The organism is Streptomyces sp. NPDC090741 (assembly GCF_044769045.1).
Classification (GTDB): domain Bacteria; phylum Actinomycetota; class Actinomycetes; order Streptomycetales; family Streptomycetaceae; genus Streptomyces.
Map to the genome: position 1 here is coordinate 357,677 of NZ_JBIVXF010000005.1, position 13,662 is coordinate 371,338.

The window sequence follows — 13,662 nt, forward strand, 5'->3', positions numbered from 1 at the left end:
GGGCCTTCGCCCCTTGGGAGGGTCAGGAGGCGGGCGCGGCCTCCTCGGCCGCGTCGGGCTTCACGGCGGTGACGGCGGCTGCGCTCACGGCGGCGCCGACCGTGGCCTCGGCCACCGTCTCGGCCACCGTCTCGGCCTCGGCCGGGGCCGCCGCTTCCGCCGGGGCCTCGGTCTCCGGCTCGGCTTCCTCCACGGCCGGGGGCGCCGCCTGGGCGGGCACCGCGGCCGGTGCGGCGCCGTGCGCATCGTCCTTGGCCAGGCCGTTGAAGATCAGGTTGAGCAGGATCGCGGCCGAGGCACCGAGCGTCACACCGCTGTTGAGGAGCGAGGAGAGGTCCGCGTCCATGTGGTCCTTGAAGAAGGCCGGGACGGTGGCCGGGAGCAGCGCGAAGGCCAGGGAGACACCCACGACCAGCGCGTTCTTCTCCTCCTTGAGGTCGACCTTGGCGAGGGTCTGGATACCGGCCAGGGCCACCATCGCGAACATCACCGTCGCCGCGCCGCCGAGCACTCCGTGCGGGACGGCGGCGACGATCGCGGCGGCCTTGGGGATCAGCCCGAGCACGATCATGAAGACGCCCGCGGCGACCACGACGAAGCGGCTCTTGACCTTGGTCATCCGGACCAGGCCGACGTTCTCGGCGAAGGCCACGTAGGGGAAGGAGTTGAGGACGCCGCCGAGGGCGGTCGCGGCTCCGTCGGCGCGCAGGGCGCGGGCCACGGTCTCGCTGTCGATGTCCTTGCCGACGATGTCGCCGACGGCGTACGTGTCACCGGTCGTCTCGACCATGGTGATCAGCATGACGATGAGCATCAGCAGGATCGGGAACCAGGCGAACTTCGGTGCTCCGTAGTGGAACGGGGTGCTGACGCCGATCCAGTCCGAGTTGCTCACGTTGCCGAACTTGGCGTCGCCGAGCAGGAACGCGACGGCGGTGCCGCCGACCAGGCCGATCAGGATGGAGATGCTGGAGAGGAAGGGCTTGCCGAGCTTCATCAGGACGAGGATGAAGAGCATCGTGCCGCCGGCGTACGCGAAGTTCTTCGGGTCGCCGAAGTCGGGGCTGCCGAGGCCGCCCGCGGCGTCGTTGAGGCCGACGGGGATCAGCACGATGCCGAGTACGGTGATCACCGTGCCGGTGACGACCGGCGGGAAGAGCCGCATGACCGCCCGGAACGCCTTGGGGGGCAGCCAGGCGAAGGCGAAGGTCGCGATGCCGGCCGTGATGACCGCTCCGTAGATGACGAGCAGGCCCGCCGTACCGCCGCCGGCTCCGAGCCCGATGGCGATCATCGGGGAGACCGCGGTGAAGGTGACGCCCTGGATCAGCGGCAGTCGCGCGCCGATCCGGCCGATGCCCCACGCCTGGATGATCGAGGCGATGCCACAGGTGAACAGGTCGGCGTTGATCAGGTAGACCAGCTGCTCGGTGGTCAGGCCGAGGGCACCGCCCACGATGATCGGAACGATCACCGCACCGGCGTAGAAGGCGAGTACGTGCTGGAAGCCGTACAGCGCGAGCTTGGGGAGGGGGAGCACCTCGTCGACCGGGTGCGTGCTCTGCTCTCCGTTGGCGGAAAGCCGGGCGGCGACACGTGCCATCTCTGCCTTGCCCTTCAAGAGGTAGGTAAACGAGAGGAATCTGGTTGTCCCTGGTGAAGTGGGTCGCTATCCCGTTGGTTCGCCAGGGTTGTCAGTGCGTTCACGTGAATCGAAGCCCCGCTGTGTTACCGGCGGCGTCTCGTCGTGTGACCGGAATTGAACGCCTGTGTGGGTGCTCACAGGTATCGTGGACTTCCACAAAGTGTTGACCTCTGGAGAGCCGAGGTCTGTAGGTATCTCCAGTGGCGGGATGTCCCCGCAAGGGCGTAAGGCCAGCGGCCGCAAATCCTGAACGTGCAGGTCACGGGTCGGTCCGGGTGTCCAATGGGTGGACGGCCGAGGCCGGAACGCACGAATCCCCCCTTCACGCAGCGTGCGAAGGGGGGCGGATTCAGTCGCACGAGGCCGGATCGTTACCCCGCCGAAGGCGTACCGAGGCCGTGCCGAGCCCGTATCGAAGCCGTACCGAGGTTGTTTCGGTCAGCGTTACGGTGCCCGGACCGCCGACAGCAGGCGGGACACGTCCTCGGAGGCGATCCGCAGGGCGCCGCCCACCGTGGCGAGCACCTCGCGCTCGGCCGGGGTGTACGGGCCGTCCGCGAGGGCGATCCGCGCCCCCTGGAGCAGGATCGATTCTCGTCCGGGCCCGGCCAGGTGCGGAGCCAGCGGTTCCAGGGCCTCGTGGAGCTCTATCGCCAGCGCGGCGCCGCAGCACTCGGGGACGTCGTACAGCCCGAGCCGGCCCTCGTCGGTGGCCAGCGCCTCCACCAGGGACTCCAGCTGCTCCTCCGTGCAGTCCTGGAAGCCCGCCGTCCGTACGGCCGACACGGCGGCCTCCAGCGCGCCGCGCGAGGCGGTCCCGCCGGCCGCGAGCACGGCCAGCGTCACCGTGTGCACGGCGTCGCGCAGCATCGCCGAGAAGCGGGTGGTGGTCAGGTGGTCGAGGACCTCGGTGTCGAAGCGCTCCCGGCAGCCCTGGCACTCGATGACGGGCCCGGCCGCTCCGCGCGGCAGCAGCGGGACCCCGAGGACCGTGAACCGGCGGCGCCCGGTGCGCCGGCGGTAGTTGCGGTCGCCACCGCAGTCGGGGCAGAAGAACTCCCCGTCACCCACGGTGCTCCAGGTGGTACGGATGCCCCAGACCGTCAGCTTCCGGCCGTCCCCACCCCGAACTGGCAGCACGTCGCACCTCCGTCACCTACCGGCAGCATCGCCGGCTTGGCGTGATGTTAGCCACATCGATGAGGATCCGTCAGTCGTGTGACAAGACAACCTGCGCCACCCAGGGGACTTGGCCGAACTGCGCCCCCGCCGGCCTCCGTTTTTCCCTAGGCTCTGGCGCGTGAACGAGAAGTCCTGTCTGGTGACCGGGGCCGCGAGCGGCATCGGCAAGGCCACCGCCCTGTTGCTGGCCCGCTCCGGGGCCCGGGTCACCGCGGCTGACATCAATGGCCCCGGGGTCGCGCAACTGTGTACGGAACTGGCCGCCGAGGGCATCGGCATCACCGTGGTCACGGGTGACGTCGCCGATCCGGAGGCCAACCGGGCGATGGTCGACGCGGCCGTGGAGGCGTACGGGAGGCTCGACGTCGCCGTGGCGAACGCCGGGGTGCTCCCGCTTTCGGACGTGGCGCAGACCAGCCCCGAGGACTGGGACCGGGTCATGGCGATCGACGGCCGGGGCATGTTCCTGACCTGCAAGTACGCGATCGAGGCGATGACCGCGCAGGAGCGGCCCGGCGGGGCGCTGGTCTGCGTGTCCTCGGTCTCCGGGGTGGCCGGGCAGGCCCGGCAGGCCGCGTACGGGCCGGCGAAGTTCGTGGCGTCGGGGCTGACCAAGCACCTGGCGGTGGAGTGGGCGGCGCGCGGGATCCGGGTCAACGCGGTGGCCCCCGGCACCATCCGTACGGAGCGGGTGCTGGCGCTGAAGGACGAGCCGGGCGGCCCGGAGTACCTGGCGGAGGTCTCCGCGGCCCATCCGATGGGCCGGCTGGGCGAGCCGGAGGAGGTGGCCCGGGTCATCGCCTTCCTGGCCTCCGACGCGGCCTCGTTCGTGACGGGCGTGATCCTGCCGGTGGACGGCGGCTACCTGGCCCGCTGACTCCGGGGACGACGCAGCCCCGCCCCTCCGCGGGGAGGGACGGGGCTCACGTACGAGGGGTCAGCGGCCCGCTCGGTTGACGGCGGAGATGACCGCCTTCAGGGAGGCGCGGGTGGTGTTGGCGTCGATGCCGATGCCCCACAGGACCCGGCCGTCGATCGCGCACTCGATGTACGAGGCGGCCACGGCGGAGGCGCCCTCGCTCATCGTGTGCTCGGTGTAGTCCAGCAGGCGGGCGTCGACGCCGATGCCGGCCAGCGCGTCGAAGAAGGCCGAGATCGGACCGTTGCCGGTGCCGTCCAGGACCGTCTCGACCCCGTCCACGACCGCCTCGACGGTCAGCGTGTCCGTACCGTCCTTGTCCGTGGCCGTCGAGCCGGAGCGCAGCTGGATGCGGCCCCACGGGTTCTCGGGGTTGGGCAGGTACTCGTCGCAGAACACGTCCCAGATCGCCTTCGGCGTGACCTCGCCGCCCTCGGCGTCGGTCTTGGCCTGGATGATCCGCGAGAACTCGATCTGCATGCGGCGCGGCAGGTCCAGCTTGTGGTCGTTCTTCAGGACGTACGCGATTCCGCCCTTGCCGGACTGCGAGTTGACGCGGATGACCGCCTCGTAGGAGCGGCCGACGTCCTTCGGGTCGATCGGCAGGTACGGGACCGCCCACTCGATGTCGTCGACGGTCTTGCCGGCGGCGGCCGCGTCGGCCTCCATGGCGTCGAAGCCCTTCTTGATGGCGTCCTGGTGGGAGCCGGAGAAGGCGGTGTAGACCAGGTCGCCCGCGTAGGGGTGGCGCGGGTGGACCTCCATCTGGTTGCAGTACTCGCTGGTGCGACGGATCTCGTCGATCTGCGAGAAGTCGATCTGCGGGTCGATGCCCTGCGAGAACAGGTTCATGCCCAGCGTGATCAGGTCGACGTTGCCGGTGCGCTCGCCCTGCCCGAACAGGCAGCCCTCGATGCGGTCGGCGCCGGCCATCAGGGCCAGCTCGGCGGCGGCGACGGCGGTGCCGCGGTCGTTGTGCGGGTGCACGGAGATGCAGACGTGCTCGCGACGGGTCAGGTTGCGGGCCATCCACTCGAAGCGGTCCGCGTGCGTGGACGGCGTCGAACGCTCCACGGTGGCGGGCAGGTTCAAGATGATCTCGCGGCCCTCGGACGGCTGCCAGACGTCGCAGACGGCCTCGCAGACCTCCAGGGCGAAGTCCAGCTCGGTGTCGGTGAAGATCTCCGGGCTGTACTGGTAGCCGAAGGTGGTCTCCGGGCCCAGCAGCTTCTCGGCGTACTCCATGACCAGGCGGGTGCCGTCGACGGCGATCTGCTTGATCTGCTCCTTGGAGCCGCGGAAGACGACCCGGCGGAAGGTCGGGGCGGTCGCGTTGTACAGGTGCACGGTGGCGCGCTTGGCGCCGATCAGCGACTCCACGGTCCGCTCGATCAGGTCCTCGCGGGCCTGGGTCAGCACGGAAATGGTGACGCCGTCCGGGATCGCGCCCTCTTCGATGATGGAGCGTACGAAGGCGAAGTCGGTCTCGCCGGAGGAGGGGAAGCCGACCTCGATCTCCTTGTAGCCCATGCGCACCAGCAGGTCGAACATCTCGCGCTTGCGGGCGGGGGTCATCGGGTCGATCAGCGACTGGTTGCCGTCGCGCAGGTCGGTGGAGAGCCAGCGGGGAGCCTTGGTGACGCGGGCGTCCGGCCAGGTGCGGTCGGGGATGTCCACCTGCTCGTACCGGCCGTACTTGTGGATCGGCATCCCGGAGGTCTTCTGGGTGTGGGTCGCGTTGGTGATGGGCGTGGGGCGACCGACAAAAGGCTGCTGGCTCATGGCGTTGGGCTCCTCGCGTGTCCGCGTGTAGTTCGCTGGAACGGCCGACGGCGGTCGTAAAAACCGCAACACCAAACTCCGCGGGGAGGGGGTCGGCCTACGACTACAGACCCTCGCCGCGGCAGCTAAGGAGAAGCAGCCCGAAACGCATGATGGGCCGAGCCTAACCGAGCCGCGCCGTATCGCGAGGACCTGTTTCAGTATGCAAGACCGCCCTGTCCGATTTGTGCCTAATGTGAAGTACATCGCTTTTCTCGATACAGGTCCGGTCGATCCGTCAACGCGGCGTGACCACTTTCAGACAACCGAATGAATCATGGTTGCGGGTAGTGACACCGCGATGACCCGCTGCCACATTGCCGGGATGGATGCCTCCCACGTTCACCGCCACCCCGTCTTCTGCACGGTGGTCCCGCCCCACCTGCTCGACAGGATCGCCCGGTCCGAGGTGGTCCGGCGCGCCGACGCCGCCCAGCGCACCCTCGAACAGGACGCCCTGCTGCGCACCCGGCGCAGCGTCACCACCCTGCGCGGGATCGCCCCCGCCGTGGGGACGCCCGTCGCCGACGAGCCCCGCCGGACCATCTACGACGCCCAGCACCGCACCCGGCTGCCCGGGAAGAAGGTCCGCGGGGAGGGCGACGAGGCCGCCGGCGACGCCACCGTCAACCGCGCGTACGCGGGGCTCGGCGCCACGTACGAACTGTTCCTGAAGGGCTTCGGCCGGCACTCGATCGACGATTCCGGGCTGGCCCTGGACGCGAGCGTCCACTACGGCCAGGAGTACAACAACGCCTTCTGGGACGGGCAGCAGATGGTGTTCGGCGACGGGGACGGGGACATCTTCCTCGACTTCACCGTGTCCATCGACGTCATCGGGCACGAGCTCACCCACGGGGTCACCCAGTACACGGCGAACCTCGACTACCACGGGCAGTCCGGCGCCCTGAACGAGTCGATGTCCGACGTCTTCGGTTCTCTGATCAAGCAGTACTCGCTCGACCAGACGGCCCAGGACGCGGACTGGCTGATCGGCGCCGGGCTGCTGGGCCCGAACGTCAGCGGGGTCGCGCTGCGCTCGATGAAGGCGCCTGGCACGGCGTACGACGACGACGAGCTCGGCAAGGACCCGCAGCCGGCGACGATGGACGACTACGTGAAGACCTCGCAGGACAACGGCGGGGTGCACATCAACTCCGGCATCCCGAACCACGCCTTCTACCTCGTGGCGAGCGAGCTCGGCGGCAAGGCGTGGGAGCGGGCCGGGCGGATCTGGTACGACACGCTGACGGGCGGCGAGCTGGCCTCGGACGCGGACTTCAAGGACTTCGCCCGGCTGTCGGTCGCGGCCGCGGTGACCCGGTACGGGGACGGCGGGGCGGAGCACCAGGCCCTCCAGAAGGCGTGGTCGGCGGTCGGCCTGGGGTAGAAGGCAGGGCATGCGGATTCTGGTGGTGCGGACGGGCGGCTTCGCGGGCATCGAGCGCCGGGCCGAGGTGGACACCTCGGGCCGGCCCGACGAAGACGAGTGGCGGGCCCTGGCCCAGCTGGCGCTGCGGCCCGTCCCGCCCGCGCCCGGGTCGGACCGGGTACGGGACGGGTTCTCGTACCGGATCACCGTCGACGGCCGGACGGTCTCCTGCCAGGAGCCGAACCTGTCGGAGGCGCAGCGGACGCTGATCTCCCGGCTGCTGAAGGAAGGCGCCTGACCGCCGGCGCGTTGCCGAAGCGGCAACGATGTTTGTCCGGCCGTGGGCCGCGGCGGAGCATCGAGGGGACAGGCAGCCGCACCGGAAGAGGTCCCCATGTCACAGCACCGACAGCAGCACGCAGCCGCGCCCGCGCCCGCCTCCGAGTTCGTCGGCGAGGAGTTCTGGGACTCCCGCTACCGCGAGAGCGGCCGGATCTGGAGCGGGGAACCCAACGCCGTGCTGGTCCGGGAGGCCTCGGACCTCGCGCCCGGGCGCGCCCTCGACCTCGGCAGCGGCGAAGGCGGCGACGCCGTCTGGCTGGCCCGCCGCGGCTGGCGGGTCACCGGGAGCGACATCTCGGGCGTGGCCCTGGAGCGGGCCGCCGGGCACGCCGCCGCGGCGGGCGTGGCCGACCGGATCGACTGGGAGCGGCACGACCTCGCCGAGTCCTTCCCCGCCGGGGAATTCGACCTCGTCTCCGCGTGCTTCCTGCACTCGTTCGGGGACTTCCCCCGAGCCCGGATCCTGCGCAGCGCCGCCGCGGCGGTGGCACCCGGCGGGACCCTGCTGGTCGCCGGCCACGCCGGCTGGCCGGCCTGGCAGCGGGACACCCGCCCCGAGGTCCACTTCCCGACCCCGGACGAGGTCGTGGCGCAGCTGGAGCTGCCCGAGGGCGCGTGGGAGGTCCTGCTCGCCGAGGAGCACGAACGGGTCCAGAACCAGCCTGACGGCAGGCCCGGGACCCGTACGGACAACGCGGTGAAGGTGCGCCGGCTCCGCTAAAACCCCAGCTTGCGGAGCTGCTTGGGGTCGCGCTGCCAGTCCTTCGCGACCTTGACGTGCAGGTCGAGGAAGACCGGGGTGCCGAGCAGCGCCTCGATGTGCTTGCGCGACTTCATCCCGACCTCCTTCAGCCGGGAGCCCTTCGGGCCGATGATGATGCCCTTCTGGCTGGGCCGCTCGATGTAGACGTTCGCGTGGATGTCCAGCAGCGGGCGGTCCGCCGGGCGGTTCTCCCGGGGGATCATCTCCTCGACCACGACGGCGATCGAGTGCGGGAGCTCGTCCCGTACGCCCTCCAGCGCGGCCTCGCGGATCAGCTCCGCGACCATCACCATCTCGGGCTCGTCGGTGAGGTCGCCCTCCGGGTACAGCGGCGGGCTCTCGGGCAGCAGCGGCGCGATCAGGTCGGCCAGCAGCTGGACCTGGGTGCCGTCGACCGCCGAGACGGGGACGATCTCGGCCCACTCGAAGCCGAGCTCGGCGCCGAGCTGGTGGATCGCGAGGAGCTGCTCGGCCAGGGCCTTGGAGTCGACCAGGTCGGTCTTCGTCACGATGGCGATCTTGGGGGTCTTCTTGATCCCCGCGAGCTCCTTCGCGATGAACTTGTCGCCGGGGCCGAGCTTCTGGTCGGCCGGCAGGCAGAAGCCGATCACGTCGACCTCGGCCCAGGTGGTCCGCACGACGTCGTTCAGCCGCTCGCCGAGGAGCGTGCGCGGCTTGTGCAGGCCGGGTGTGTCGACCAGCACGAGCTGGGCGTCGGGGCGGTGCACGATGCCGCGGACGGTGTGGCGGGTGGTCTGCGGCCGGTTGGAGGTGATCGCGACCTTGGTGCCCACGAGTGCGTTGGTCAGGGTCGACTTCCCCGCGTTGGGGCGGCCGACGAAGCAGGCGAAGCCCGCACGGTGCGGGGCAGTGGACTCGGGGGAACGATCGCTCATACGGGCCATTCTCCCCGATGCGGGTCCCAGCGCCGACCAGCCTGCCGCGAGGAGGGCGAGGGCGCCCGCGAGAACGGCCGCGAGCGGGGGCCGGGCGGCGTAGCCGGTGGCGGTCCGGGCGACGGCCCCCGCGGCCTCGGCGCGCACCGTGACCTCGGCCCATTCCACGGCGGGCGGGTGCTCCCACCTGGTGCCGAGCCGGACCTCCTGGCCGGGGAGCAGCTCGGCGGGCAGCCCGGTGAGCTCGCGGCCGAGGAGGCGGCGGCCGAGGGCGCCGGAGGCGGTGAGGGTGGCGCGGGGGCGCAGGGTGACATTGCCGAGGTTGTGGAGCGTGTACGAGATCTCCGTCCCGGAGGCGCGCAGGTCCCGGACGGCCAGGGCGGGGGCGGTGGGGCCGGCCACCCGCAGGTAGAGCCGGGCGGCGACGGCGCGGCGCACGCTCTCGTCGAGGGCGACGACGGCGCCGGGGTGGTCGCCCGGTTCCGCCCGGTCCGGGACGGTGAGGGTGAAGCCGACGTCCACCGCGCCGCGGGCCGGGACGGTGACCCGCTCCTGCGCGAGCCGCGCCCAGGCGGCGGTGGCACGGCGCGGCTCGTCGGGACCGCGGAGGGCGAAGCCTCCGTCGCGGCGGTGTTGTAGGCATCGGCCGCGTAGAGGCGGAAGGTGCGGGGGTGGTCGGTGCGGTTGGTGACGGTGACGGCGTCGCCGACGGTGTCGCCGGGGGCGGCGGCGAGGTAGAGGCAGGGCCTTGGGGCCGCGCGGTTGGCCACCGGAACCACGGACCACTGCCCGTCGTCGTCGGCCGCCGCCGTCGCGGCGGGCAGGAGCAGCAGAACGGCGCCGAGCATCCCGAGCACCAGGGCCGCGGCCCTGCCCACGGGCCGGGGCTGGAGCCGCGGAGCGGGTGTCACGAGAGGGTCAGGGTCAGGACCGCCCGGTACGCGCCCGGCGGGGTGTACGGCGGCACCGTGAGGGTGACCGCCGCGTCGATCGTGAACGTCCCGCCCACCAGAGCCCCGTCCGGCGCGGACGCGAGCACCGCCCCTTCCGGCCCGACCACCCCGGCACTGCCCGCCACGCACCGGCTCGGGCTGCCCGGCGCCGCCGTGCACGTCGGGGTCCAGCTCAGCGAAACCCCCGGGATCCGGACCCCGCCCGGGCCCGTGAAGTCCGTGACCTTGCCGATCAGCGACCACCCCGCCGGCCCGCCCCGTGCGTCCTTGACCGTGACCGTCCCGATCCGGCCGGGGGCCGCGCCGCGCTCCCCGTACGGGACCGCGCCCAGCGTGATCGACTCGCCCGCCTGGGTCATCGTCAGCGCGCCCGGCTCGACCACCGCCGTCACCTTCTGCATGCCCGGCGTCGCAGGCGCCGAGGCGACGACCGTGTACGCCGCCGGGCCGGATCCCTGCTGCGCCGACCACGCCGTGCCCTCGTACGCCACCACCGCCGTCGTCGCCCTGTCGGTGACCGGCAGCTCCGCCACGACCGCGCCCCGCGCGTCCGCCGTGGCCGCCACCCGGTCCGCGGTCTCGGCGGCGCCAGCCCGGCCGGCCACCGTCACGGCCGCGCCCGGGGCGAAGCCGGCGCCGGTGACCTTGACCTTGGCGCCCGGCTTCCCGTACGCCGCACCGAGCACGACCGACCGCAGGTCGGCCCGGGGCAGGGGGCTCGCGGTGAGCCGTTCGGACACCGGCGCCCCGGTGACGGCGCAGGCGGTGTCCAGGTCCAGCAGGTGGCTGGTGTGCAGCGTGTAGCCGCCCGGTGCCAGGGTGATCCCGCCGGCCCCGGTGACGGTGAACGTGCCGGTCATGGTGACGGCAGGCAGCCCCGCCCCCGCCTGGACGGGGTCGTTCCGCTTCGCCCCCACGACGGTGACCTCACCGCTCTGCGCACCCCCCAGCAAGATCCGTCCGGTCGGGGTCAGCACATCGGCCGGGAGCTCGGCGGCGATCGGGTTCACGGCGGGGGTCCGGTCCACCTGATACGTCACGGTGACCGTGTCGCCGACCTTCGGCGCCGGGTCGTCCACGGCGATCCGGGCCGCGGTCGGCCCGTCGGCGGGCGGCAGACCGGCCTCCTGCGGCGGCACGCAGTGCGTCGGGAACTCCACCTGCCGAGGCGGCGCCTCCCCTTCGGCCGCGGCGGGCGGGCTCAGCGCACCCCCGGCCGTCGCCGCGAGGGCGGCCACGCCGACGGCCACCGACCATCTCCTGCTGCCCGCCCGTGTTCGCACGGCCCGCCCCCTCCCTCGCGCCGACAGGGGGCCATTCACGAGCGGGCGGCGGGAGAAGTCAATGCACGGACCCGGCATCAACTGATGGCCCATCAGGAGATGGCGGACTCCCCGTGTCCACCGGCCGCGCGGAACGTGCGCCGGTACGCCGTCGGGCTCACGCCCAGCGCCGCCTGCACGTGCTTGCGCAGCGACTGGGCCGTCCCGAACCCCGTCTCCCGCGCCACCTGTTCCATCGGCAGATCCGTCCGCTCCAGCAGTCGCCGGGCCCGTTCCACCCGCTGGCCGACGATCCACTCGCCGGGGCTGACCCCCGACTCCTCCCGGAACCGGCGCGTGAACGTCCGTACGGACATGGCCTCCTGCCGGGCCAGGTCGACCAGCCGTACCGGCTCGTGCAGCCGGTCCAGCACCCACGCGCGGGCCGCCGCCGTACTGGCCAGCTGCGGCTGAGGCACCGGCCGGTCGATGAACTGGGCCTGCCCGCCGTCCCGGTGGGGCGGTACGACGGTCCGCCGGGCCACGTCGTTGGCGACGGCCGCGCCGTGGTCGCGGCGCACGATGTGCAGGCACAGGTCGATGCCCGCGGCCACCCCCGCCGAGGTCAGCACGTCCCCGTCGTCGGTGTAGAGCACGCCGGCGTCCACCCGCACGGCCGGGAAGAGCCGCTGGAAGTGCTCGGCGTGCGCCCAGTGGGTGGTGGCCGGACGGCCGTCCAGGAACCCGGCGGCGGCCAGTACGTACCCGCCCGTGCAGATGGAGACGAGCCGCGTCCCGGGCCGGATGCGGGCGAGCGCCTCGGCGAGCTCGCCGGTCAGCCGGCCCTCCTCGTACACCGGCCCCAGCTCGTACGAGGCGGGGACCACCACGGTGTCCGCGGTGGCCAGCAGCTCGGGACCGTGCTCGACGTGGACCGCGAAATCGGCGTCCGTGCGCACCGGCCCGGGGGCGAGGGCGCAGGTGAGGATCTCGTACAGCGGCGCTCCGGCGGGGTCCTTGGCGCGGCCGAAGATCCGGTGCGGGATGCCGAGCTCGAAGGGCAGCAGCCCGGTGAGTGCGAGGACGACGACGCGGTGAGGGGCCATGGCCCAATCGTATCGAAGGGTGTCGGTCAGGCCACTGTCGTAGGGGGCCCTTCCGGCCGGAAGCTGTCTGCGTGACGCAGACAGCACCCAAGCCCCGGCCCGATCCCACCCCTGCCCCCGCCCCCGCCCCCGCCCCCACGAGTCCGGCCCCGGCGCCGGCCGCCCCCGGGCGCATCCACCGCGCCTGGTTCGTCGCGGCCGTCGCGTTCGTGACGATCATCGGGGCCGCCGCCTTCGCCTCCCTGCCCGGACTGCTCATCGAGCCGCTGCACGAGGAGTTCGACTGGTCGCGCGGCACGATCGGCCTCGCCGTCTCGGTGAACCTCGCGCTGTACGGGCTCACCGCGCCCTTCGCCGCCGCACTGATGGACCGTTTCGGCATCCGCAAGGTGGTGGCCCTGGCCCTGCTGGTCATATCCGGCGGCACGGTGGCCACCCTGTGGATGACGCAGTCCTGGCAGCTGGTGCTGTTCTGGGGCGTGCTGGTGGGGCTGGGCAGCGGCTCCATGGCCCTGGCCTTCGCGGCGACGGTGACCAACCGCTGGTTCACCGCCCGGCGCGGGCTCGTCACCGGCATCCTGACCGCGGCCGGGGCCTCCGGTCAGCTGATCTTCCTGCCGCTGCTGTCCTGGCTGGTGGAGCACCACGGCTGGCGGCCGGCGGCGGTGACGGTCTCACTGGCGGCCCTGGCCGTGGTCCCGTTCGTCTGGCTGCTGCTGCGCGACCACCCGGCGGACACGGGACTCGCGCCGTACGGGGGCACGTACGCGGAACGGCCCGCCCCGGTGACGGGCGCGGCGCGGCGGACGGTGACGGTGCTGTTCAAGGCGGCCCGCACCGGCCCGTTCTGGCTGCTGGCGGGCACCTTCGCGATCTGCGGGGCCTCGACGAACGGGCTGGTCAAGACCCACTTCGTACCCGCCGCGCACGACCACGGCATGCCGGTGACCGCGGCGGCCGGGCTGCTGGCGGTGGTCGGCGTCTTCGACGTGATCGGCACCATCGCCTCCGGGTGGTTCACCGACCGCTTCGAGGCGCGCCGCCTGCTGGCGGTGTACTACGCGCTGCGCGGGATCTCGCTGATGTTCCTGCCGATGCTGCTGGCGCCGTCCGTGCACCCGCCGATGATCTTCTTCATCATCTTCTACGGGCTGGACTGGGTCGCGACCGTCCCGCCGACCATCGCGCTGTGCCGCGAGCACTACGGGGAGGACAGCGCGATCGTCTTCGGCTGGGTCCTGGCCTCGCACCAGGTGGGCGCGGCGCTGGTGGCCTTCCTGGGCGGCCTGGCCCGCGACGCCTTCGGCTCGTACGACCTGGTCTGGTACGCCTCGGGCGCGCTGTGCGCGATGGCGGCGCTGATGGCGATGGTGATCCGCCGCCGCCCCGCCGCGATCGCGG

The 13,662-nt window shown here is 72.2% G+C and carries 11 protein-coding genes; 5 read left to right on the forward strand and 6 right to left on the reverse strand.

The window, feature by feature from the left end; genetic code table 11:
- Nucleotides 1-22: 22 nt before the first annotated feature.
- Nucleotides 23-1,603 carry a nucleobase:cation symporter-2 family protein gene (locus ACIQU4_RS16630; RefSeq protein ID WP_403730540.1) on the reverse strand — a complete coding sequence of 527 codons (1,581 nt, stop codon included), beginning with the start codon at nt 1,601-1,603 and terminating at the stop codon, nt 23-25.
- A 486-nt stretch (nt 1,604-2,089) separates the two neighbouring features.
- Complete coding sequence (locus ACIQU4_RS16635) at nt 2,090-2,785, reverse strand: TerB family tellurite resistance protein (protein WP_385583040.1); 696 nt, start codon at nt 2,783-2,785, stop codon at nt 2,090-2,092.
- Nucleotides 2,786-2,945: 160 nt separating this feature from the next.
- On the opposite strand from ACIQU4_RS16635, the gene ACIQU4_RS16640 reads away from it, so the two are divergent.
- Complete coding sequence (locus tag ACIQU4_RS16640; protein WP_403730542.1) at nt 2,946-3,704, forward strand: SDR family NAD(P)-dependent oxidoreductase; 759 nt, start codon at nt 2,946-2,948, stop codon at nt 3,702-3,704.
- Nucleotides 3,705-3,764: 60 nt separating this feature from the next.
- Here the strand turns inward: ACIQU4_RS16640 and leuA are convergent, their stop codons facing one another.
- Complete coding sequence (leuA, locus tag ACIQU4_RS16645) at nt 3,765-5,528, reverse strand: 2-isopropylmalate synthase (RefSeq protein WP_403730545.1); 1,764 nt, start codon at nt 5,526-5,528, stop codon at nt 3,765-3,767.
- A 364-nt stretch (nt 5,529-5,892) separates the two neighbouring features.
- Here leuA and ACIQU4_RS16650 point away from each other — a divergent pair, with 364 nt between their 5' ends.
- From ACIQU4_RS16650 to ACIQU4_RS16660, 3 genes are all read left to right on the forward strand, one after another.
- Nucleotides 5,893-6,957, forward strand: a complete 1,065-nt coding sequence (locus tag ACIQU4_RS16650) for a M4 family metallopeptidase (protein ID WP_403730547.1) — start codon at nt 5,893-5,895, stop codon at nt 6,955-6,957.
- A 10-nt stretch (nt 6,958-6,967) separates the two neighbouring features.
- Complete coding sequence (locus tag ACIQU4_RS16655; protein ID WP_385583029.1) at nt 6,968-7,237, forward strand: protealysin inhibitor emfourin; 270 nt, start codon at nt 6,968-6,970, stop codon at nt 7,235-7,237.
- A gap of 96 nt (nt 7,238-7,333) precedes the next feature.
- Nucleotides 7,334-8,002, forward strand: coding sequence for a class I SAM-dependent methyltransferase (locus ACIQU4_RS16660; RefSeq protein WP_403730550.1), 669 nt, complete (start codon nt 7,334-7,336; stop codon nt 8,000-8,002).
- On the opposite strand, the gene era is transcribed toward ACIQU4_RS16660, so the two are convergent.
- The 3 genes from era to ACIQU4_RS16675 all read right to left on the reverse strand — a co-directional run bounded on the left by era (nt 7,999) and on the right by ACIQU4_RS16675 (nt 12,261).
- A complete protein-coding gene (era, locus tag ACIQU4_RS16665; RefSeq protein WP_403730956.1) occupies nt 7,999-8,949 on the reverse strand; it encodes a GTPase Era in 951 nt (316 codons plus the stop codon). The genes ACIQU4_RS16660 and era overlap by 4 nt on opposite strands.
- Before the next feature lie 898 nt (nt 8,950-9,847).
- A complete protein-coding gene (locus ACIQU4_RS16670; RefSeq protein WP_403730959.1) occupies nt 9,848-11,131 on the reverse strand; it encodes a beta-xylosidase in 1,284 nt (427 codons plus the stop codon).
- A gap of 137 nt (nt 11,132-11,268) precedes the next feature.
- Nucleotides 11,269-12,261: a GlxA family transcriptional regulator gene (locus ACIQU4_RS16675; protein WP_403730553.1), complete on the reverse strand. Its 993-nt coding sequence runs from the start codon at nt 12,259-12,261 to the stop codon at nt 11,269-11,271.
- A gap of 71 nt (nt 12,262-12,332) precedes the next feature.
- On the opposite strand from ACIQU4_RS16675, the gene ACIQU4_RS16680 reads away from it, so the two are divergent.
- A partial coding sequence (locus ACIQU4_RS16680; protein WP_403730556.1) for an MFS transporter occupies nt 12,333-13,662 on the forward strand: 1,330 nt, incomplete at its 3' end.